We start from the raw sequence: 19,152 nt of genomic DNA, 5'->3' as shown, positions 1-19,152 counted from the left end.
GGCGATGCCCGAACACGAACCCCGCAGCAGGTCATCCCGGAGCAGGGAGACGACAAAATCAGGGACGCGTGAATCCACCGGCACGCGCCGCGCCTCCTCGGCCCGAAAGCCCGCGAGTCGCACCCGTCGGCCAAGCTCTGATGAGGACGATGGCAAGGCCGCTCCGCGAACGCGGCGTAAGGCCGCTGGGCCGCTGGACTCCCGCAAGGCCGCCGCACTCGCCGCGCGCCACGTCCGAGAGATGGCCGGGCACGAACCGGAGGGATTGACGCTGCTGGAGCGTACCGATGACGGATGGCGGGTCGGAATCGAGGTCCTGGAGTCGGCCCGGATCCCGGACTCGACGGACATCCTGGCCGTCTACGAAGTCGTCCTGGACAAGGAGGGCGAACTCGTTTCCTACCGCCGCGAACGCCGCTACCACCGCGGTAGGGCGCAGGAGGAACAGTCGTGAGCGAGCAGATCGGTTGGAGCGGCGGCAACCGCGTGCCGTCCCACGCGGGAACGCCGGCCGCTCCCCAGCCGGCGAACCTCGCGGACCTGCTCGAGCGCGTGCTGGACAAGGGCATCGTCATCGCCGGCGACATCCGGATCAACCTCCTCGACATCGAGTTGCTCACCATCCGGATCAGGCTGCTGATCGCCTCGGTCGACAAGGCCCGGGAGATGGGGATCGACTGGTGGGAGCACGACCCCAGCCTGTCCTCCGGCCAACGGGACCTGGAACTGGAGAACAAACGGCTGCGCGAGCGTCTCGGCGAACTGGAGGCCGGCAGCGGCCACACCTCCGAAACCGCGAAAACACCCAGCCGGACCCGCAAAGCCACCGGCGGCCGCACAACTCGCACCCGGACTGAGTCATGACCGCGCCGTCCAACACCTGGCTCTACGGCCTCGTCCCCGCCGGCCGGCCGGTTCCTCCAGGACTGTCCGGCGTCGCGGACGAACCTGTGCGTGTCATCGCCGGCCCGGGCATCGCCGCGGTGGCCGGATCAGTGCCGCGCGCGGACTTCGAGGAGGAACCGCTGCACGCACATCTCGAGGACGCCGCCTGGCTGGAGCGAGCGGCGCGCGCCCACCACCAGGTCGTCGCGACCCTGGCTCGCTCGGGACCCACTCTGCCGATGCGCTTCGCCACCATCTACCGTGACGATCAGCGTGCTGCCACGATGCTCGACAGCCGGCGCGACGAACTCCTCGCGGCGCTGCGTCGGATCACCGGTCGCACCGAGTGGGGCGTCAAGGTCTTCCTGGTCCGTCCATCGAATGCCGCGTACGACACCGGTGCGAACGACCGCGCCTCCGGCGAGCCGCGTCCCGGGACCGCCTATCTGCTTCGCCGCAAGGCCCAACGAGAAGATCAGCAGCAGATCATGGGCCGTGCCCTGGACGATGCCGAGGACATCCACGCGGCGTTGTCCGCGTCGGCGGCCGAATCCACGCGGCACCCGGTACAGAGCATGGAGGCATCGGGGCGGGGTGAGCCGATGCTGCTCAACGGCGCCTACCTCATCGACGATGGTCACAGCTCCGCCTTCGGCCGGACGCTCGACGAACTCACTGCGGGCCATCCCGAACTTCGCGTCGAGGCGACCGGGCCATGGCCGTCGTATTCCTTCAGCGGCGTCGGTGCCGAGCCGGAGGGGGGCTGAGAAGCCGTGCCCACACCAGCGACAGCAGCGGCGTCCCTTCCGAGTCCTTCGCCACCGCCGTGGGTGGAGCAGGTCCCCTTGGTCGACCTCCTGGACCGGCTGCTGGCCGGCGGGGTGGTCGTGGCCGGGGAGATCACCTTGTCGATAGCCGAGGTGGATCTGGTCCGGATCAGTCTGCGAGCACTGGTGGCCTCCGTGCGCACCGCCATGGAGACCGCGGACGGGAGTCTGCCGTGAGCCCGCCCCGTGAGCCCGTCGTCGCCGGCCACCATGTCGTTCTGGACCCCGATAACGTGGGGCGCGATCTGGCCTGCCTGATCCTCACGGTGGTGGAACTCATCCGGCAACTGATGGAACGCCAAGCGCTCCGCCGCGTTGACCAGGGAGACCTCACGGACGACCAGATCGAAGCCATCGGCGTGACCCTGATGGTGCTGGAGGAGCGGATGGACGAACTGCGCGAGCATTTCGGCCTCGAGCCGGAGGACCTGAACATCGACCTGGGGCCCCTGGGGCCGCTGCTCGGTACTGACCGGTGAGGCGGTGACACAGCGTAGCGGTTTGGGAAAATCGTCGGCGGCGCGAATGGGGGTCCGTTTTGTGGGCATTCGGCACGATAGTCAAGGAATGACCACTGGAGGACGCCATGAGCGCCGAAAAGAAGATCAAGCACACCACCAAGGCTGCCAAGGGCAAGACGAAGGAAACCGTCGGCAAGGTTGTCGGCAACGAGCGCCTCGTCGTCAAGGGCAAGGCTGAGCAGGCGGCGGCCGATACGGCCCAGGCGGGCCAGAAACTGAAGGACGCTGTCAAGCACTGACGCCCGAAAGAGCAGCTGAAGATATAGCCGCCGCACCAGGACCGCGCCTTGGCTCGGGCTGGTGCGGCGGCGTGTTCGTAGTGGGGGTTCGCACTGTGCCACGACCCGGTCTGTCAGTTCGTGGGCGTTGCCCGGTCCGGGAAGCGGTGGGCGCACAGTGCGAGGGCGAACGCGTCGACGAAGCCGTTCGGCTCGCCCCCGGCGGTGTCCGCTGTGTCCGCGACGACGAGTCCGTGCCGGGACCGGGGCTGGCCGCTTTGTGCGTCGGGTGCCAGGTCCTCGCCGGTGAGGGCGGCCACGAGCTGGACGCCGGAGTCGAGAGCGCCGATGGGCTTGCCGTGGCGGTAGGCCTCGTCGATGAAACGGCGGACGTCGGGGTCTTGGGCGAGCGCCTGCATCGATGCCTCGCCGCCGGGCACCAGCACGGCGTCGTAGAGGACCGATGCGGTGGTGGGCAGGGCCTTGTCCACGGCGATGCCGCCGTCGCCGTTCTGGTTCTGCAACGTCCCGCCTCGCGGGCCCACGATCTCGGCGGTGACACCGCGATCGGAGAGTGCGGTGATGAGAGCCGTGGCCTGGTCCGCGTCGAGGCCGTCGGCGCCGAGCACCGCGACCTTCCGGGTGGCCGGGTCTGCGGGGAGCAGGTTGTCCTGGCTGAGCGCGGGTGAGATCCGTCCGTGGTTCGCGGTCGCGGGCTCCTTCGGCGCTTCCATGCCCAGGCCTGCCGCGACCCTGCCGGCCAGTTCGTGGTCGACGCGAGTCAGGTTCCCGATCATGCGCTCGCGGATCTCGGCGGTCTCGACCTTGCCGAGTTCGAAGCGGAAGGCCTCGACGATGTGCTGCTTCTCCCAGTCGGCCATGCTGTTCCAGAACAGCGTGGCCTGGCTGTAGTGGTCGGAGAAGCTGTCGCTGCGCTTGCGGATGGCGTCGCCGTCCACGCGTTGTTGGTAGTGCTGGAAGACGCCGGGCTGCCGGTCGAGGCCGGCCTGGTGCGGATTGTTGTGGTTCAGGGAGTTGGGCGCGTAGCTGACGCCTTGGTGGATCACCTGCTGGCCGTAGCCGTCGCGGTGGTTGGTGTGGACGTCGGCGACGGGGCGGTTGACCGGCAGATGGGAGAAGTTGGGACCGCCCAGGCGGATCAGCTGCGTGTCCAGGTAGGAGAAGTTGCGGCCCTGCAGCAGGGGGTCGTTGGAGAAGTCGATGCCGGGGACGATGTTGGCGGTGTGGAAGGCGGCTTGTTCGGTCTCGGCGAAGAAGTTCTCCGGGTTGCGGTCCAAGACCATCCGGCCGATCACCCGGACCGGCACCTCCTCCTCGGGAATCAGCTTGGTGGCGTCCAGGATGTCGAAGTCGAAGGACATCTCATCCTGTTCGGGTACCAGCTGCACCCCGAGCTCCCATTCCGGGTAGTTCCCGGCCTCGATGGCCTCCCACAGGTCGCGGCGGTGGAAGTCGGGATCGCGGCCGGCCGTCAGCTGCGCCTCGTCCCAGACCTGGGAGGCGACCCCGAGCTTGGGACGCCAGTGGAACTTCACGAACGTGCCCCGGCCCTCGGCGGTCACGAAGCGGAACGTGTGCACGCCGAATCTCTGCATCATCCGCAGGCTGCGCGGGATCGCGCGGTCCGACATGGCCCACATCAGCATGTGTGTGGACTCCGGCTGCAGCGAGCAGAAGTCCCAGAACGTGTCGTGCGCGGTGCCGCCGGTGGGCATTTCGTTGTGTGGCTCGGGCTTCACCGCGTGCACGAAGTCCGGGAACTTGATCGCGTCCTGGATGAAGAACACCGGCATGTTGTTGCCGACCAGGTCGTAGTTTCCTTCGCGGGTATAGAACTTCGTGGCGAACCCACGCACGTCCCGCACCGTGTCGGCCGAGCCGCGGGGGCCCTGCACCGTGGAGAAGCGCACGAACACCGGCGTACGAAGACCGGCTTCGGACAGGAAGTCCGCGCAGGTCAGATCGGCCAGCGACTCGAAGGCCTCGAAGTAGCCGTAGGCCGCCGACCCGCGGGCGTGCACCACGCGCTCGGGGATGCGTTCGTGGTCGAAGTGGGTGAGCTTCTCCGGGCCTGGAAGTCCTCCAGCAGCGTCGGACCGCGCTCGCCGACCCGCAGCGAGTTGTCGGTGTCGTCGATCCGCACGCCCTGGTCGGTGGTGAGCAGGTCTTCGGCGGGGTGGGCTCGGGAGTTCTCGAGGTGTTCGTTCTTGAGGTCTCCACGCTCTACTCCGCTGCCTGCGGTCGCCGGGCCGACTGCCATGGGGTCGCTCCTTCGGTGGTGCTTCGCATCTCGTCGTCGGGGCCGGGTGCCCTGGATCAATCGGCACAAACGGTCGGTCGGCGTGCGCGGTGCCTCGCTGCGATCGGCCCTGGTGCCTCGGAGGCACGCCGGTGACCGGCCCGCGCAGCCTCCTCGGAGGCGCCCCGGTCAAAACGACCCTCGCTCGCTCTTCGTGAGCGTTTGCTGCCGCGATCATGGGGCACACGGCGGCTTGACCCCACATGAAGGGGCCTGAAGGGGAAGGGCGAATCATGACTTTCCTGATTGTGCCGCCGGGCGTGTACCGGCCTCGGACCGACACCGAGTTGCTCGCCGATGCGCTGCGGCGGGAGCCGATGACGCGCGGCGGTCGCCTCCTGGACCTCGGAACCGGCAGCGGGGCGGTCGCCGTCGCCGCGCGGCGCGGTGTCCGGATCACCGCGGTCGACATCTCGCGGCGGGCCGTGGCGACGGCCTGGCTGAACGGAATGCTCCACCGCCGGCTCATCCGTGTCCGAAAGGGCGACTTGCTGGAAGCGGTACGGGGAGACCTGTTCGATGTCGTGGTGTCGAACCCGCCCTACGTGCCATCGCCGGACCTGCCCACACGAGGACCAGCCCGCGCTTGGGACGCGGGTCCCAGCGGGCGGCTGTGGCTGGACCGCATCTGCGCGGAGGCACCAGGGGTACTCAAGCCCGCCGGTGTTCTCCTCCTTGTTCATTCCTCGCTGGCCGACGTGGCCGAGACGGTGCGTCGCCTGACACGAGCCGGTCTCGCTGTGGAGACCCTCAGCCGGACCCGCCAGGAGTTCGGACCCATCACGCGTTCGCGCGCCCGATGGCTGGAACGTCGTGGGCTGCTCACTGAAGGCGAACGTCACGAAGAGATGGTGGTGATTCGCGGTGTCCGCGTCTGAACCGATCAGAGTGGTGATGGCGGAGCGAGCCGGTCCGATCCTCGTCGAAGGCCCCGTCGCCGTCCGCTTGGGCGACGGCCGGGTCGTCGTCAGCTACCGCCCGATGGTGGCTTTGTGTGCATGTCGGCGCAGCCGTAGCTACCCGTTCTGTGACACCAGTCATCGCTGTCATCGTCCAGTCGAACACTCGCAGTAGGGGAGGTCTCCATGGGTGTCAGAACGCTGGCTCCGATTCGGTTGCCCGAGCCCCGGGGACCGGTGACAGAGGCCCTGGTGACGCTGCTGGGGGCTGGCCCCGAAGCCGATGTGAAACTACCTCCAGCAACGGGAGACTGGCTGGACGAAGACCTGCAGCTCGCGCTCTACATCTGCTACGAGCTGCACTATCGAGGCTTCACCGACGTCCCCGCGGCCTGGCGTTGGGAATGGGACCCGGGTCTACTGGCGGCACGCGCACACCTGGAGAAGGTGTTCCTCGACGGGATCGAGGAGGAACTGCCCAACGTGCCTTCGGCCGATGAGCAGATCGAAGGCATGCTCATCGAGCCGCTTCACGGCACAGGCGTCTCCCACTATCTGCTACGCCAAGGCGAGCGCTGGCAGGCTCGTGAGTACCTCGTGCACCGGTCGCTGTACCACCTGAAGGAAGCCGACCCCCAGGCGTGGGTCATCCCGCGCCTGCACGGCGCGGCGCAAGCCGCGCTGGTCGCGGTGGAGTACGACGAGTACGGCGCCGGCCGGCCGGAAGCGGTGCACTCCCGCCTGTTCGGCGAGATGATGGCCGACTTCGGTCTCGACCCCGACTACGGCGCCTATGTCGACGCCGCCACCGGCCACAGCCTCGCCGTCGTGAACCTCATGTCCCTGTTCGGACTGCACAGCGTCCACCGCGGCGCGCTGGTCGGTCAGTTCGCCCGCGTGGAGATCACATCCTCCCCGGGTTCCCGGCGGCTGGCCGAGGCCTTCGCCGCCCTGGGCGCCGGCGCCGACGGCACGCGCTTCTACCGCGAGCACATCGAGGCCGACGCAGTGCACGAACAACTCATCCGGCACGGGGTCATCGACACCCTGATCCGCGACGAGCCGGAGTTGGAGGCGGACATCGCGTTCGGGCTCGCGGCGAGTGCCCTGGTCGACGACCGGCTGGGCACGCACCTGCTCGGCTGTTGGGAGCGATCGCAGAGTTCGCTGCGAAAACCGCTCTCGGACGCGCCTGCGAGGCGGATATGAAGACGGATGTCACCATCGACGAGATACTCAGCTTCGGCGTGGAGGAGGAGTTCGTGCTCGCCGATATGAGTACGCGCTTCACGGCGCCCCGAGCGGCCGAAGTGTTGGACAAGGCCCGCCCTCAGCTCGGCGAGCATGCCCAGCGCGAGTTCTACGCCACACAGGTGGAGTTCACCACCGAGCCCTGCATGAGCGCCGAGCAGTTGCGATCCGAGTTGGTGCGGGCACGACAGATCGGTGCTGCAGCCTCGGCGGCCGCAGGATGCCTACTTGTGGCCGCGGCCAGCGCAGTGCTTACCCGTCGCCCGCTGCCGATCACTGCTGACGCACGGTACGAACTCATCGCGGAACGCTACACCGCCGGGATAAGCAGCGAGATAAGCGGATGTCACGTGCACGTGGGCACTTTGCCGCGCGAGGAGGCGATCCTGCTGGGAAATCACCTACGGCCGTGGCTGCCTGTCCTTCAGGCACTCTGCGTGAACTCACCGTTCGCCGCCCAACAGGACCGGCACTGCTCGAGCTGGCGCTATTTCGACGTCAAGGCCCTGCCGACCGTGGAACCGGCCCCGATGCTCGACGAGGCGGCCTACGAGCGGATGGCTGACAGCCTGACCACGGACGGCCCGCTCCTGGACCGCAAGATGATCTACTGGTATTCCCGGCCGTCCGAGCACTGCCCCACGCTGGAGATCCGCATCGCCGACGCCAACCCGGACCTCGACCTTGTTCTGCTGTACGCGGTGCTCCTGCGCGGCTTGGCCACAACCCTTCTGGCCGAGGCGCGCGACGGGCGGCCATGGCCGGACATGCACGGCTCCCGCTTGGAGAAGTTCCACCGCTGGGTCGCGATGGATGGACTCCGCGCCTGGGCCCACGATCCGGACACGGGTGCGCTCCTACCTTCGGGGACCCTGCTGAGCCGGCTGGTGCACCGCAGCCGGCCCGGTCTTGCCGCCGCCGGAGACGAGCAACTCGCAGACCGGCTGCTACGCCGGTTTTGGGAACGCGGCACGGTGGCCGACCGGCAACGCGCAGTCTACGGACGGCGCGGCCGCTGGACCGATGTCGTCGACTCGCTGGTGGTGCGATGACGGAGCCGCGCTGGACGGATGCCTGAGCATGTGTTCAGCGGGGTTCTTCGGGTGTTCCAGGCCGGTCCAGGACGTTCGGCCAGGTCGGCGTCCAGATCCCAGCATTTCCTCACTGAGCTCGCCGCTGCGGCCAGTCGGCGGCGCTCTTCATCGGGGGACCGGACCGTTTCAGTCCGAGTTCGGTGAGCTTAGCTCCGCCTTGCCGCTCGTGCTGACCAGGAGTTCGGAGTCGTGGGCCTGGACACGGTAGCCGGCCTGCTCCAACACTGCCGTCACCGCGGCGGCCATGATGGCCTTGATGCCCTGGCCATAGCCGTAGGGCACGTCACCCCGCCCGTTGTGTCCGAGGTTGATCGCCGGGCGCAGCAGGGTGTAGTCGGGGCACCAGTGGACCCGCACCGCCCCGGGCATCGGTTCGATCGTCAGCCCTCGGCTGTCGTGGATCCAGAAACCGGCACGTTCCAGTACCTCGTACACATCCTGAAGGAGCGGCCGATCCACTGCTTGTGCGACCCTTTCGTGCCATGTGCCCTGTGGGCGTCTACCGAGCCGGTTCACGGTCGACCTGCTCGGGTGATGTGAGGGCGGACTGCCCGCGCGACGTAACAGATGCCGATAACCCGAGACCGGGAAAGCAAACATCACCCGTTTGTCACAGGCGAAGTACCGGGAAGGGCGCCGCCACGGAACACGTATGGACGTCGCGCCGTGCACGCCTTGTGGCTTGTCGCCGTGGTCGTGTGGCCTGGTTCGGGACTGATGGCTGATATGCAGTGCGGGCTGCGCCTGTGGCGTCAGGTGTCAGTCATGGCCGCGCGTACGGAGGCGGAGTCCACGATCTGCTCCATCCGGACGATCTGCGAGTCGCGCACGATGAAGGAGTGCGCGACGCGGGCGACCATGTCCTTGCCGGTGGCCTTGTTGCGGGCGGTGTAGCGGGCGAGGACGACGACGCGTTCGCCGTCGACGACGTAGGTGTCGTCGTGGGTGGTCCAGCCGTCCCACTCGGCGGCCAACCGTTCGAACACGCCGCTGATCGTGCCCTCGGGGGTGCGGTAGGTGCCGGCCAGCGGGAATCCGGCGGCCTCGGTCCATTCCACGTCCGGGGCGACCACCTGGCGCCACAGCTCCATGTCGCCGGTGGCCGAGGCCAGATATTGCAACCGTACGGTCTGTGCCGGCGTCCGGGCTGGAACGTCGGTCGGCATCAGAACATCCCGTTGTCGTTCGCGGAGGTCTTCGGCACCTCCTGGATGACGTCCCAGTGCTCGACGACCTTGCCGTCCTCGAGGCGGAAGAAGTCGGCCAGGGCGCGCCCGGGGTTGTCCGTGCCGGGTTCCAGGTCGAGGTGGGAGTGGGTGGCGACCAGGTCGCCCTCGGCGATCACACGCTTGATGTCGAGCTGCAGGTTCGGGTACTCGCCTCGGAGCCAGGTCACGAATCCGATGAAGGCCTCCGGTCCGTCCTGGGCGTCGGGGTTGTGCTGGACGTATCGGGGCCCGAAGTGGTCGGTGATCGCCTTCTGCGGGTTTCCGCCGAACGCTGTCTGGTAGTAGTCGACGACGACTTGCTTGTTGCGCTCGAGGTCCGGCATGAAACACTCCATTCTGGTGCGAACAGGCCACCAAAAGTGGTGTCACTACAACTCTAGGCCTTCATCGTGATCGCGCAAGGTGACTATCCTGAGGGCCCATGAGCTCCCATACGGTGGACTGGAGTGCGCTGCGGGCACCGGGTGCCGAGGCGCGCCCGGTTGCCGGGCGCAGAGAGCGCCGCAAGCTGGCGACCCGCCAACTGCTGGTCGACACCGCCGTCGAGATGTTCCTGGAACGCGGGTTCGACGCCGTGACCGTCGTGGAGATCGCCCGCGTGTGCGGGGTGTCGCCGACCACCGTGTTCAACCATTTCCCGACCAAGGAATCCCTGGTCCTGGACCTACCCGCCGACCGGCTCGCCGAGCTGCGGGCCGGGCTGGCCGATCCGGGCACCACACCGGTCGAGGCCATGGTACGGATCCTGGCCGGCGAGCTGGACAACCTGATCGCCTGGCTCGAAGCGCAGGACGACCAGGTGTGGGCCGCCGCGGCCGTGCAGCGCTTCGAGGCCATGGTCCGCGACACCCCGGCGCTGCGGGCGCACCACCGCAACATGCTCGCCCGGATGACCGACACGGCCTGCGAGGCGCTGGCCGCGAGGGTCGGGCTGACCCCGGCCGATCCCGAGCCGCAGATCGCTGCGACCGCGCTGGTGGGCCTGTGGAGCGTCCAGGTCAACTCCTCCTGCGCACACCTGAACGGGCAGCGGAACCCGGCGCAGGTGCGCGACGAAGTCACGGCCGAGGTCCGCCGCGCGGCGCAGCTGCTTGCCACCGGCCTGGCCGCCTTCGCGACCTGATCAGCTCGTCGGCGGTACCTCCGGCGATGACGCAGGAAGCGGCGGCCCGGTCAGGTTGCGCCGAGTACATTTGCGGAAAGCCTCGACGAGCCGATTGCGGTCGCCTGTGCGAGTTGCAAGGACGACGTGGCTCGGTTCGATATCGGGCAGCGGGACGGTCGTGAGGTCCGGCCGGACGCCGCGGAACCCGGCGGCGACGATGGCGACGGCCTGCCCGGCGGCGATCAGTTCGAGCTTGTCCTCCAGGACTTCGATCGCCGGGCCGTCGGGTGCGTGGCTGCCGTCGGGGCGGGGGTCGATACGCCAGAAGGCGTTCCACGCCGGGTCCGGCAGCTTCGGGAGAGGCTCGTCAGCGATATCGGACAGCGCGGCCGACTCCTTGCCGGCGAGCCGATGGTCCAGGGGGACGAGCAGTTCGCGCGGCTCGTCGTACAGGACGGTGACATCCAACGCGTCGGTGGTCAGCGGGAAGCGGGCCACCACAGCGTCCACCCGGTGCTCCAGCAAAGCCTCGCGCGGCTCGTTCCAATTCAGGTCTATGACGTGCACCTCGGCATCGGGGTGGAGTCTGCGCAGTTCGCGCACTGCGGCCTCGACGTCGATGTGCCTGGTGTGGCCGATGGTAATGCGGCTCGGCGTGGCTGCCGCGCGCGCCGCCGCCTCGGCCTGAACCGCCGAGCGCAACAGCGCTCTGGCCCGGGGCAGGAACACCTCACCGGCCTCGGTCAGGCTGGTGCCCCGCGGGCTGCGGTCGAGCAGGCGCACGCCCAGTCGCTGCTCCAGAGCGCGGATCTGCTGGCTCAGGTACGGCTGGGAGACGAGCAACTCGGCTGCCGCACGGCCGAAATGCCGGGCCTCGGCGACCGCGACGAACAGCCGAACGGCTCGCAGACCCAGATCGTCCGCGGCGGCGAACGGTCTGTCAGACACCCTTCGACGGTAGCAGATGCTCCGCCGCAAGGCAGCTTTGATCTGCTGTCATAAGTGATACGCATTGCGTTCAGGAATACGTCTTGGACGGGCACACGTGTCGGCGCGCACTGTGGAGATGACAGCTACGAAGCCAGGAGCAATCATGATCGTCATCACCACACCGACCGGCCAGATCGGCCGCCAGGTCCTGGCCGACGTCCTCGACGGAGCCGATGCCCAGCCGGTACGCGTCATCGTGCGCGATCCGGCCCGGCTGCCCGAGCAGGTACGTCGGCGCGTCGAGGTCGTCGAAGGCTCACACGGCGACGCCGCGGTGCTCGACCGGGCGTTCAAGGACGCCGACGCGGTGTTCTGGCTGGTGCCGCCGGACGATGAGGCTGCCAGCGTCGAGGAGGCCTACGTCGGTTTCGCTCGCCCCGCCGTGGCGGCGTTCGAACGCCACGGGGTGCGCCGCGTCGTCGGTGTCTCGGCCCTTGGCCGCGGTACAGACGTCGCCGACAAGGCCGGCCACGTCACCGCGACCCTGGCGATGGACGATCTGATCGCGGGCAGCGGCGTCGCCTACCGCGCTCTGACGATGCCCTCGTTCATGGACAACCTGCTGTGGCAGGCCTCCCCGATCAAGAACAGCGGCATGTTCTTCGGACCGATCGACGCCGACCGCGGACTCCCGTCGGTCGCCACCCGTGACATCGCCGCGACCGCAGCCCGGTTGTTACTCGATGAGACATGGGACGGGGTGGCCGAGCAGCCGCTGCTCGGCCCCGAGGACCTGTCCTACAACGACATGGCGCGGATCATCTCCGAGGTGCTGGGCACCCCGGTGCGCTACCAGCGGATCCCGTTCGAGACGTTCACCGCGAACCTCGCCGGACGCGGCATGAGCCAAGCGATGGCCCAGGCCATGACGGACATGATGTCCGCCAAGAACGCGGGGCTCGACAACGCCGCGATCCGCACACCGCTGACCAGCACGCCGACGAGCTTCCGCCAGTGGTGCCAGGACACACTCAAGCCGGCCGTTCAGGCTCAGTAGGAGAGGAACCGGCCAATGCCCGCCACCGATACTCCGACCACGCTCTCCGAGGCCCAGGCCCAGCAGATCCTGGAAAGGTTCGCCGACGGCTTCAGCTTCCAGCGTCGCTCGCCGATCTTGCACACGCCCGGCGACTACGGACTCGACTACGAGCGCGTCAGCTTCCCGTCCCACGACGGAGTCCCGCTCGAAGGCTGGTACATCCCAGCCCCGGGCTCGGACAAGCTGATCATCGCGAACCATCCGATGGGCTTCAACCGCGCCGGCCTCCCCGCGCACCTGGAGCCGTGGCACACCGAGTGGGCCGCCAGCGGCAACGGGTTCGAGGTCGACTTTGTGCCCGACTACCGGATCCTGCACGACGCCGGCTACCACGTGCTCGCCTACGACCTGCGCAATCACGGCCACAGCGGCGGCGCGAACGGCGGGATCACCTCCAGCGGCATCTACGAGGCGCGCGACGTCGTCGGCTCGCTCGCTTTTGCCCGGGTCCGCCCCGAGACCCGCGACCTGACGATCGGCCTGTTCAGCCGATGCATGGGCGCGAGCTCCACGTTCGCGGCCATGACGCAGTTCCCGCACGCGTTCGACGGCGTGCGGGCGCTCGTCGCGCCGCAGCCGGTGACGGCCCGCACCATCGTGCAACGCCGCCTCGGTATGCTCGGGCTCGCCGACCGCATCGACGAGTTCGAGCAGAAGATCATCCGGCGGACCAGCATGGGCTTCGCCGAACGCGACGCGCCGAGCTGGGCGAAGAGCGTGCGCGTACCGACATTCCTCTATCAGGTGCGCGACGACGTACTCACAGAGCCCAGCGACGTCCAGACGATGTTCGACAACATCCCCGTCGCAGACAAGAGGCTCACCTGGATCGAGGGCACCACGGCCAGGTTCGACGGATACCTGGAGTTCCAGCGTCGCCCGGCTCCGATGCTCGACTGGTTCGACAAGCACATGGCATAGCAGGGAGCAGAGATGGTTACACTGGCCGGTGCTCGCGCAGCCGCCGGCCCGTGGTGGGAACTCGGCGGTGCTCGGCCGCCGAGACGTCTAGGTACCGCCGAGCGCGGCCAACCAGCGTGCCTGGATCGAGCACCTGCCCTACGGTGTGCTCGGTGTGATCGGCCCGTGGAACTTCCCCTTGGCCACACCCGGCGGCCATCGTGATCCACGCGATGGCCATGACCTCGATGCTCCGCATTGCCGTTTGGCGGCCGCGGCGACAGCGGCTTCGGTCGCAAGCACGGCGAAGAGGCCCGCACCGGTGTCCCGTCGGCGCCGTTCGCCAGCTTCAACCGGCCCGCAGACGCTGTGACCGCGGCGCTCAACGCCGCTCGCGACCGCATCCTCGCCGAAGACGCTTCATAGACCTCGATCGGGAAGGAGCTTCCCATGCCCGCATACAGCATCACAGAGGTCGAAACCATCGACCGGGAGGCGGCGAGGGAATACGTCCGGCTGGCGCGCGCGGCTGTCGGCCACTTCGGCGGCCGCTATCTCGTCCTGGCCGCGTCGCCGACCGCCGCGGAGGGGGAGTGGTCCGGCAACCGGAGGCTTGTCGTCATCGAGTTCGCCGATATGGCCACGCTCAGAACCTGGTACGACTCTGTGGAATACGCCCCGGCCCGTGCCCTGGCGAGCAAGGCTCTGCGCCGCCGATTGCTGTTCGTCGAAGGCTACGACGCTCAGCAGCAAACCGGCGAGTAGCCGGTCCAGGCGGGGCACAGCTGGCCACACCTATCTGGATCCGCTGAGCTCGGTGGTTCTCGCCGCATGTCCACTTGGCGAGGCTGCGACCACCGCGTGCTCGTCGTCGACCTTCTTGGAAACGCCATCCGCGATGATCTGGAGCTGGTCAATGTGACTGGTGAACTGTGCTTCAAAGCCGCCGATTCGAACTGATCCGGGCGCCGGACAGTTGGATGGCGATGGACCGCCAGCATCGCGGCGACCGCGGCGATTCCGGCGGGGCGCTTACGATGCCTGAAACGTGGTTGGCGTCAAACGCGATGTTCCTCAACTTGGGACAAGCTGTCGTAACCGGCACCAATGGCTGCCGAGACGTTATCGGTCATACCGGCTGCAGAATCCTGACATAGTCCCCGGTGGCCTGGGCCAGCAGGCGCAGCGCGCTCTCCGACGGTGAGCCGGGTGCGGCGGTGGCTAGGACGTAGTCCGCGACGTCGCAGGCCCGCACCTGGTGGTCGGCCCACAGGATGGCGAGCTCCCACAGCCTATCCCGGCCAGGGATAGGCAAGGCCGAGGCTGGTTGCCTCGGCGGGACCACCGCAGAGTTGCTCCCGGAACAACCGTCCGTCCCGTCAAGGAAATGGAACCACCGTGCTCAACACCCGCAGGAATATACGAAACCTCGTGGCCGCCGCGGTTGCCGCGACCGCCGTGTCGGTCATCGTCTCCGGTTCGGCGATGGCCTCTAGTCCGCCGGTGTCCTCGGTGCGCATCGCCGACCACTTCAACCTGGCCGCCGGCCAGATGCCGGAGAACATCACCCTGGACCGCGGCGGCGCGGTGGACCTGTCGTTCTCCGCCGCCCGGCAGATCGCCCGGATCGGCCGGGACGGAAAGGTCAGTGTCCTGGCCACGCTCCCCGGACCGGCCGACGGTGGCGTCAACACCCCGGTCCTGCACTTCGCCCTGTCCACCGGACTGGTCCGCACCGAGGACGGCACGTTCTACGTCCTGGAGGCTACCGGCACCGACGACCTGACGGGCCTTTGGCGGGTCCGACCCGGAGACACCCCGGAGCGGATCGCGGCCCTGCCCGGCAATGGGCTTCCCAACGGGCTGGCCAGGGACGAGACCACCGGCGACTTCTACGTCACCGACTCGGTCCTCGGCGTCATCTGGCGCATTCCGGCTGTCGGCGGCCCGGCAACAGTCTGGGCGTCCGGACCGGAGCTGGCGTCCACGGGCTTCCTCGGCGCCAACGGCCTGAAAGTCCACAACGGCGCGGTCTGGGCCTCCAACCTGGACAAGGGCACCATCGTCCGCTACCCGATCGGTGACCGCGGCCGCGCCGGCACCCCCCAGATCGCCGCCACCGGCCTCGGCGGAATCGATGACTTCGAGTTCATCGGTCACGACGACCGCCTGCTCGCCACCCTCAACCCGTCCAACGAAGTAGCGCTGGTGCGACCGGACGGCTCCCACACCATCGTGCTGACCGCCCAGGACGGCCTGTCGAACCCGACGTCGGTCGCCGTGCGCGGCAACACCTTCTACGTCGCTTCCGCCGCCTACGTCACCCAGAAGGACCCCAACCTCCTCACCGGCCGGATCAACCCGCGCCACTAACCGCCGACCAGCTGACGACCGACACCGGCCGGCGCGGTCCATTCTTTCACCCCGGACCGCGCCGCCCGACCCAGGAGAACAGGGGAGTCGTCCCCTGAGCGCTGATATCGACGCCGTCGCCTACGGTGTCAGCCGCTGTGCTGGTTCGCGGTGCTCACCGCTGCGGGGTCCGGGCCAGGTGTCGGATCCTGACCAGCGCCATCGATCAACGGGCCATGGCCTTGTGGCTTTCGGGGAGCCGCTCGTAGTCCCGGACGCGCCTGCGCTGCCGGACGATCCAGGCGTGAGTCTGCTCCACCACCCACCTGAGCGGCAGAACCACGAACCCTGACATGCCGTCGCTGTGTTCGACGATCTCCAGTCTTAGCCGCGGCTTCTCCGCGACCCAGTCGGCCGGCCGGCGTAGCCGCGTCAGCGGTGCCCGGGCACCGCCCCCGGTCCTGTACCCCGGCGGCGGTGACGGCGTAGTAGGTCATGCGCCAGACCCCGTTTGCCAGCTCGACATGGGCTTCGATGACCCTTTCGAACTGGTGATGCGCGGACGTAGGACGGGCGCGCCATGCGATACCCAACCCTGCTGACTCATTGAATACAGCCCGCTGAGAATCTCTGCCAGTGCCTCGCCGGTCGCGTGATTGGTGAGGGAAGTGTCTCGCCAGTTCGCTGTGTGCGAGGCGTTCGCCATGTCGTTCCACATGCCGGTGTAGGCAGCGAGTGCGTCGTTGCTCTCTGATGATGTGCTGGGCGAGGCCGACCAGTCGGCCGTCGCACGCCAGCTCGCTGGCATACGAGATCTGCCATCCTGAACCGGCTGGTCAGTGCGGCAGATCCGCCATGTGAAATCGAGCGTTGAGGAGGTCCGGCTTATCCCATCCGGCTGGTGAACTGGTTCATGTCGAAGTAGTCGCGCCAGGCTGCGATCTTGCCGTCGACCACCTCGAAGGTCCCCATGACCGGCAGTTCGAACGATTTGTCGGAGAGCCTGAAGACGTCCACCCGCTCCGTCATCACGATCGGTCCGTCGGCCGCGATGTTGACGACGTTGAACTCGATCTGCTCGATGCCGGGTGGGCCGGGGCGGATGAACGAGGCGATGGAGTCGGCGATGGCCTGTCGGCCGGTGATCGGCGCCAGTGGAATGTTGTGGTAAGTGGCATCCTCGGTGAAGAAAGCCGCCAGCTCGGCGGCCCCGGTGTTGTCCGACCACGCTGCGCAGAACCTGCGCACTACCTCGATCGGGCTCTCCATCGGGCTCCTCCTGTGGTTGATGTTGACAGTGCGCTGTGATACCCCGCAGACGGTGATGATGATCTTTTCGTGCCCGGCGCCCGCTTCGAGGCAGGCGTGCGCCTCTGTGCGGGCGGGCTCACCTAAATGGATGAGGGGCCGGCGACCGCTACCCAGGGTGTCCATTGAACAGGCTCTTCACGCTTAGGGCAGCTCCCGGCAAGCGGCATCCGTCGTTACGATGCAAACTGGGGCATTGGCGGTCCAATAAGCGGATCTCTCACTTAGAGTGACGACGAAGGAGATAACAATGGCCGGCAAGGCTAGCATCGTGTTCGCTCACGGTCTGTGGGCCGACGGCTCGTGCTTCGCCAAGCTCATCCCCACGCTCCAGGCCGAGGGCCACGAAGTCCTCGCCTCGCAGCACGGGCTCGACTCACTCGAAGGCGACGTCGCATGCGTCACCCGCGCCATCAACCACGTGCCCGGCCCCGTCGTGCTCGTGGGTCACTCCTACGGTGGCACGCTGATCACCAAGGCCGGCACGCACGACCGCGTCGGCGCCCTGGTCTACATCTGTGCCCTCGCCCCCGACGAGGACGAGACCTCGCAGCAGCAACAGGACAAGTACGGGCCCACGCCGATCTTCGAGCACATCGAGGTCGCCGACAACCGCGTCTGGCTCAAGGAGTCGGGTATCGGCTACTTCTGCGGCGACCTGCCGCCGGAGGAGCAGAAGCTCGTCCTGGCGACCGGCGCCGTGCCGATCGCAGACATCTTCGACCAGCAGGTGCCCGGCACCGCGTGGCGCACGAAGCCGAGCTGGTACATCGTGGGCGACCAGGACCAGACCGTGAACCCGGACCTGGAGCGCGCCGCCGCCGAACGCATGAAGGCCAAGACCGTCAGCCTCGACAGCAGCCACGTCGCGATGCTTTCGCAGCCCAAGGCTGTACTCGACGTCATCCGCGACGCTGCCAGCTCGTTGGGCTAGCCCCGGGACTGCCTGAGCGCGCCGCCACCTTGTCCTCGGGCGAGGTGGCGGCTGTCGGTGCCGTTTTCGGTGTCGTCGGCGCATTCCGGTGTGGCAGTTCAGATACCGCTGCGTTCCAACGTCATTTTCCAGTCCATTCCCGCGTCGCGGATGTCTTCGTCTTCAGACGCCAACGCCGCCTGGATCAGCTGCTCCATCAGGTCATCGAACCGGGCATAGTAGAGGAGATCGAGAAGTCCCCAATATTCTCCGCTATCGGCCTCCGGATCCGCCAGAACAGCAGACATGTGTTCAGCGACCAGGGGCTTGAGCGCGTGCGGCCCGACGTGCAGCAGCACCCACCTATCGCGGACGCCACGCCAATGCGGGCCGGAGACGCGGCGCACCAACTCCGGGAAGAGCTCGATAGCCAGTTGGGGCCACATGTCCGCATTGCTGCGGACGAACGTGAAGGCCGAGCGCTCTTCCGCGTCGAGACCCTTCAACTTCTGCCGCAGTAGATCAATCAGCTTGCTGTGTTCGATCTGCTGGAGCCGCCGCTGAGCGGTGTCGAGCCTGGCGAGCGCGTCACGGTAGTCACGCCATGCCTTTTCTGCATCGGTCTTGGCCAACGGAATCCTCCCCTACCTTCAGTGGAACGCTAATGGGCCCTGGCTAGTGCGGTGACCGCGATCCTTTGCCGGGTAGGCCTAGAGGCAGTTCCGGCTCCTGACTGCGAGACTCGGCCTTAGCGGTAGCGTGCTGGCCATGAACGCCGCCGAGGTTCTCTTCTCCGCCCGCAAGTACGACGGCAGCCTGCATTGGCATTGCACCATGTTCCGGCTCGGGGAGGACGACCACGGCGTCTGGCTCGGCATGCCGGCCGGCACCGTCCACAGCAAGGGTGACGAGGGACCCGTCTATGACTCGAAAGAAGCCAGGGTCAAGCTCATCCCCCGCTATGCGTGGTGGACCGCGCTATTCCTGGACGCGCCCCAGCGGTTGGACGCTTACTGCGACGTCACCACGCCATCCCAGTGGCCGAACCCCGGCGAGGTCACCATGATCGACCTTGACCTCGACGTCTGCCGTGTCCGCGATGGGGGCGATATCTTCGTCGACGACGAGGACGAGTTCGCTGACCACCAGGTCCGATACTCCTATCCGCCCGACGTCATCGCGCAGGCCGCCGCGTCAGCCGACTGGCTCCAGACCGCGTTGCGTACCTGCGCGGAACCCTTCAGCAGCCACTTCCGCTTCTGGCTCGACAAGGTCAGTTGATGCGTTGCCCCGTGAGCGAC

The 19,152-nt window shown here is 67.6% G+C and carries 24 protein-coding genes and 2 pseudogenes; 18 read left to right on the top strand and 8 right to left on the bottom strand.

Annotation, left to right across the window (positions count from 1 at the left end; genetic code table 11):
* The first annotated feature begins 4 nt into the window (after positions 1 to 4).
* The 6 genes from gvpO to ABH926_RS21765 all read left to right on the top strand — a co-directional run bounded on the left by gvpO (position 5) and on the right by ABH926_RS21765 (position 2,472).
* The gene (gene gvpO / locus ABH926_RS21790; RefSeq protein ID WP_370367544.1) at positions 5 to 454 is read left to right on the top strand and encodes a gas vesicle protein GvpO; all 450 of its coding nucleotides are present in this window, start codon (positions 5 to 7) and stop codon (positions 452 to 454) included.
* Between the two features lie 32 nt (positions 455 to 486).
* Positions 487 to 864, top strand: coding sequence for a gas vesicle protein GvpJ (gvpJ, locus tag ABH926_RS21785; RefSeq protein ID WP_370367730.1), 378 nt, complete (start codon positions 487 to 489; stop codon positions 862 to 864).
* Positions 861 to 1,652, top strand: a complete 792-nt coding sequence (locus tag ABH926_RS21780; protein ID WP_370367543.1) for a GvpL/GvpF family gas vesicle protein — start codon at positions 861 to 863, stop codon at positions 1,650 to 1,652. The genes gvpJ and ABH926_RS21780 overlap by 4 nt, the downstream gene beginning before the upstream one ends.
* A gap of 63 nt (positions 1,653 to 1,715) precedes the next feature.
* Positions 1,716 to 1,889, top strand: a complete 174-nt coding sequence (locus ABH926_RS21775; protein ID WP_370367542.1) for a gas vesicle protein — start codon at positions 1,716 to 1,718, stop codon at positions 1,887 to 1,889.
* Positions 1,886 to 2,191 carry a gas vesicle protein K gene (locus ABH926_RS21770; protein WP_370367541.1) on the top strand — a complete coding sequence of 102 codons (306 nt, stop codon included), beginning with the start codon at positions 1,886 to 1,888 and terminating at the stop codon, positions 2,189 to 2,191. Before ABH926_RS21775 ends, ABH926_RS21770 begins: the two co-directional genes overlap by 4 nt.
* A 107-nt stretch (positions 2,192 to 2,298) precedes the next feature.
* A complete protein-coding gene (locus tag ABH926_RS21765; RefSeq protein ID WP_370367540.1) occupies positions 2,299 to 2,472 on the top strand; it encodes a CsbD family protein in 174 nt (57 codons plus the stop codon).
* 113 nt (positions 2,473 to 2,585) lie between these two features.
* Here ABH926_RS21765 and ABH926_RS21760 read toward each other — a convergent pair.
* A pseudogene (locus tag ABH926_RS21760) lies at positions 2,586 to 4,732 on the bottom strand (catalase).
* Between the two features lie 242 nt (positions 4,733 to 4,974).
* On the opposite strand from ABH926_RS21760, the gene ABH926_RS21755 reads away from it, so the two are divergent.
* From ABH926_RS21755 to ABH926_RS21740, 4 genes are read left to right on the top strand one after another with little or no spacing between them, the layout of a single operon-like run.
* The gene (locus ABH926_RS21755; RefSeq protein ID WP_370367539.1) at positions 4,975 to 5,649 is read left to right on the top strand and encodes a HemK2/MTQ2 family protein methyltransferase; all 675 of its coding nucleotides are present in this window, start codon (positions 4,975 to 4,977) and stop codon (positions 5,647 to 5,649) included.
* A gap of 16 nt (positions 5,650 to 5,665) precedes the next feature.
* Positions 5,666 to 5,845: a CDGSH iron-sulfur domain-containing protein gene (locus ABH926_RS21750; RefSeq protein WP_370367538.1), complete on the top strand. Its 180-nt coding sequence runs from the start codon at positions 5,666 to 5,668 to the stop codon at positions 5,843 to 5,845.
* Between the two features lie 11 nt (positions 5,846 to 5,856).
* Complete coding sequence (locus ABH926_RS21745; RefSeq protein WP_370367537.1) at positions 5,857 to 6,879, top strand: iron-containing redox enzyme family protein; 1,023 nt, start codon at positions 5,857 to 5,859, stop codon at positions 6,877 to 6,879.
* On the top strand, positions 6,876 to 7,973 hold the full coding sequence (locus ABH926_RS21740; RefSeq protein ID WP_370367536.1) for a YbdK family carboxylate-amine ligase: 1,098 nt from the start codon (positions 6,876 to 6,878) through the stop codon (positions 7,971 to 7,973). The genes ABH926_RS21745 and ABH926_RS21740 overlap by 4 nt, the downstream gene beginning before the upstream one ends.
* A 168-nt stretch (positions 7,974 to 8,141) precedes the next feature.
* Here ABH926_RS21740 and ABH926_RS21735 read toward each other — a convergent pair whose 3' ends face one another.
* The 3 genes from ABH926_RS21735 to ABH926_RS21725 all read right to left on the bottom strand — a co-directional run bounded on the left by ABH926_RS21735 (position 8,142) and on the right by ABH926_RS21725 (position 9,567).
* The gene (locus tag ABH926_RS21735) at positions 8,142 to 8,384 is read right to left on the bottom strand and encodes a hypothetical protein (protein ID WP_370367535.1); all 243 of its coding nucleotides are present in this window, start codon (positions 8,382 to 8,384) and stop codon (positions 8,142 to 8,144) included.
* Positions 8,385 to 8,767: 383 nt separating this feature from the next.
* On the bottom strand, positions 8,768 to 9,181 hold the full coding sequence (locus ABH926_RS21730) for a nuclear transport factor 2 family protein (RefSeq protein ID WP_370367534.1): 414 nt from the start codon (positions 9,179 to 9,181) through the stop codon (positions 8,768 to 8,770).
* Positions 9,181 to 9,567 carry a nuclear transport factor 2 family protein gene (locus ABH926_RS21725; RefSeq protein ID WP_370367533.1) on the bottom strand — a complete coding sequence of 129 codons (387 nt, stop codon included), beginning with the start codon at positions 9,565 to 9,567 and terminating at the stop codon, positions 9,181 to 9,183. The genes ABH926_RS21730 and ABH926_RS21725 overlap by 1 nt, the downstream gene beginning before the upstream one ends.
* A 98-nt stretch (positions 9,568 to 9,665) precedes the next feature.
* Between ABH926_RS21725 and ABH926_RS21720 the strand changes: the two genes are divergently transcribed.
* Entirely contained in the window at positions 9,666 to 10,367 is a 702-nt protein-coding gene (locus ABH926_RS21720) for a TetR/AcrR family transcriptional regulator (protein WP_370367532.1), read from the top strand.
* On the opposite strand, the gene ABH926_RS21715 is transcribed toward ABH926_RS21720, so the two are convergent.
* Entirely contained in the window at positions 10,368 to 11,297 is a 930-nt protein-coding gene (locus tag ABH926_RS21715) for a LysR family transcriptional regulator (RefSeq protein ID WP_370367531.1), read from the bottom strand.
* Between the two features lie 145 nt (positions 11,298 to 11,442).
* Here ABH926_RS21715 and ABH926_RS21710 point away from each other — a divergent pair, with 145 nt between their 5' ends.
* From ABH926_RS21710 to ABH926_RS21695, 4 genes and pseudogenes are all read left to right on the top strand, one after another.
* Positions 11,443 to 12,336, top strand: coding sequence for an NAD(P)H-binding protein (locus tag ABH926_RS21710; RefSeq protein ID WP_370367530.1), 894 nt, complete (start codon positions 11,443 to 11,445; stop codon positions 12,334 to 12,336).
* A 15-nt stretch (positions 12,337 to 12,351) separates the two neighbouring features.
* Positions 12,352 to 13,299: an alpha/beta hydrolase gene (locus ABH926_RS21705; protein WP_370367529.1), complete on the top strand. Its 948-nt coding sequence runs from the start codon at positions 12,352 to 12,354 to the stop codon at positions 13,297 to 13,299.
* Between the two features lie 103 nt (positions 13,300 to 13,402).
* Positions 13,403 to 13,495: pseudogene (locus ABH926_RS21700) on the top strand (aldehyde dehydrogenase family protein); the annotation flags it as partial.
* Positions 13,496 to 13,728: 233 nt separating this feature from the next.
* Positions 13,729 to 14,043, top strand: coding sequence for a DUF1330 domain-containing protein (locus ABH926_RS21695; protein ID WP_370367528.1), 315 nt, complete (start codon positions 13,729 to 13,731; stop codon positions 14,041 to 14,043).
* Between the two features lie 364 nt (positions 14,044 to 14,407).
* On the opposite strand, the gene ABH926_RS21690 is transcribed toward ABH926_RS21695, so the two are convergent.
* Positions 14,408 to 14,593 carry a hypothetical protein gene (locus ABH926_RS21690; RefSeq protein WP_370367527.1) on the bottom strand — a complete coding sequence of 62 codons (186 nt, stop codon included), beginning with the start codon at positions 14,591 to 14,593 and terminating at the stop codon, positions 14,408 to 14,410.
* Positions 14,594 to 14,709: 116 nt separating this feature from the next.
* Here ABH926_RS21690 and ABH926_RS21685 point away from each other — a divergent pair, with 116 nt between their 5' ends.
* Entirely contained in the window at positions 14,710 to 15,651 is a 942-nt protein-coding gene (locus tag ABH926_RS21685) for an SMP-30/gluconolactonase/LRE family protein (RefSeq protein ID WP_370367526.1), read from the top strand.
* A gap of 864 nt (positions 15,652 to 16,515) precedes the next feature.
* Here ABH926_RS21685 and ABH926_RS21680 read toward each other — a convergent pair.
* Positions 16,516 to 17,064, bottom strand: a complete 549-nt coding sequence (locus ABH926_RS21680) for a limonene-1,2-epoxide hydrolase family protein (protein ID WP_370367525.1) — start codon at positions 17,062 to 17,064, stop codon at positions 16,516 to 16,518.
* Positions 17,065 to 17,188: 124 nt separating this feature from the next.
* Here ABH926_RS21680 and ABH926_RS21675 point away from each other — a divergent pair, with 124 nt between their 5' ends.
* Positions 17,189 to 17,872 (top strand): alpha/beta fold hydrolase, encoded by a 684-nt coding sequence (locus tag ABH926_RS21675; RefSeq protein WP_370367524.1) that lies wholly within the window; start codon positions 17,189 to 17,191, stop codon positions 17,870 to 17,872.
* Between the two features lie 98 nt (positions 17,873 to 17,970).
* Here the strand turns inward: ABH926_RS21675 and ABH926_RS21670 are convergent, their stop codons facing one another.
* Positions 17,971 to 18,483, bottom strand: a complete 513-nt coding sequence (locus tag ABH926_RS21670; protein WP_370367523.1) for a hypothetical protein — start codon at positions 18,481 to 18,483, stop codon at positions 17,971 to 17,973.
* A 136-nt stretch (positions 18,484 to 18,619) separates the two neighbouring features.
* Here ABH926_RS21670 and ABH926_RS21665 point away from each other — a divergent pair, with 136 nt between their 5' ends.
* On the top strand, positions 18,620 to 19,132 hold the full coding sequence (locus ABH926_RS21665; protein ID WP_370367522.1) for a DUF402 domain-containing protein: 513 nt from the start codon (positions 18,620 to 18,622) through the stop codon (positions 19,130 to 19,132).
* Positions 19,133 to 19,152 lie beyond the last annotated feature (20 nt).

Origin of the sequence: Catenulispora sp. GP43, assembly GCF_041260665.1 — a bacterium.
GTDB lineage: Bacteria > Actinomycetota > Actinomycetes > Streptomycetales > Catenulisporaceae > Catenulispora.
The sequence above is the reverse complement of the archived record's forward strand: the minus strand, read 5'-3'. Positions and strand labels throughout refer to the sequence as shown.

What these genes read in the sequence shown, in the direction of transcription:
- ABH926_RS21735 (WP_370367535.1), bottom strand. Translation starts at nt 8,384, where the DNA reads ATGCCCGGGGCGGTGCGGGTCCACTGGTGCCCCGACTACACCCTGCTG.
- ABH926_RS21665 (WP_370367522.1), top strand. Translation starts at nt 18,620, where the DNA reads ATGAACGCCGCCGAGGTTCTCTTCTCCGCCCGCAAGTACGACGGCAGC.
- ABH926_RS21710 (WP_370367530.1), top strand. Translation starts at nt 11,443, where the DNA reads ATGATCGTCATCACCACACCGACCGGCCAGATCGGCCGCCAGGTCCTG.
- ABH926_RS21680 (WP_370367525.1), bottom strand. Translation starts at nt 17,064, where the DNA reads ATGGACACCCTGGGTAGCGGTCGCCGGCCCCTCATCCATTTAGGTGAG.
- ABH926_RS21675 (WP_370367524.1), top strand. Translation starts at nt 17,189, where the DNA reads ATGGCCGGCAAGGCTAGCATCGTGTTCGCTCACGGTCTGTGGGCCGAC.
- ABH926_RS21720 (WP_370367532.1), top strand. Translation starts at nt 9,666, where the DNA reads ATGAGCTCCCATACGGTGGACTGGAGTGCGCTGCGGGCACCGGGTGCC.
- ABH926_RS21725 (WP_370367533.1), bottom strand. Translation starts at nt 9,567, where the DNA reads ATGCCGGACCTCGAGCGCAACAAGCAAGTCGTCGTCGACTACTACCAG.
- ABH926_RS21780 (WP_370367543.1), top strand. Translation starts at nt 861, where the DNA reads ATGACCGCGCCGTCCAACACCTGGCTCTACGGCCTCGTCCCCGCCGGC.
- ABH926_RS21730 (WP_370367534.1), bottom strand. Translation starts at nt 9,181, where the DNA reads ATGCCGACCGACGTTCCAGCCCGGACGCCGGCACAGACCGTACGGTTG.
- ABH926_RS21705 (WP_370367529.1), top strand. Translation starts at nt 12,352, where the DNA reads ATGCCCGCCACCGATACTCCGACCACGCTCTCCGAGGCCCAGGCCCAG.
- ABH926_RS21755 (WP_370367539.1), top strand. Translation starts at nt 4,975, where the DNA reads ATGAAGGGGCCTGAAGGGGAAGGGCGAATCATGACTTTCCTGATTGTG.
- ABH926_RS21750 (WP_370367538.1), top strand. Translation starts at nt 5,666, where the DNA reads ATGGCGGAGCGAGCCGGTCCGATCCTCGTCGAAGGCCCCGTCGCCGTC.
- ABH926_RS21765 (WP_370367540.1), top strand. Translation starts at nt 2,299, where the DNA reads ATGAGCGCCGAAAAGAAGATCAAGCACACCACCAAGGCTGCCAAGGGC.
- ABH926_RS21745 (WP_370367537.1), top strand. Translation starts at nt 5,857, where the DNA reads ATGGGTGTCAGAACGCTGGCTCCGATTCGGTTGCCCGAGCCCCGGGGA.
- ABH926_RS21695 (WP_370367528.1), top strand. Translation starts at nt 13,729, where the DNA reads ATGCCCGCATACAGCATCACAGAGGTCGAAACCATCGACCGGGAGGCG.
- gvpO (WP_370367544.1), top strand. Translation starts at nt 5, where the DNA reads ATGCCCGAACACGAACCCCGCAGCAGGTCATCCCGGAGCAGGGAGACG.
- ABH926_RS21740 (WP_370367536.1), top strand. Translation starts at nt 6,876, where the DNA reads ATGAAGACGGATGTCACCATCGACGAGATACTCAGCTTCGGCGTGGAG.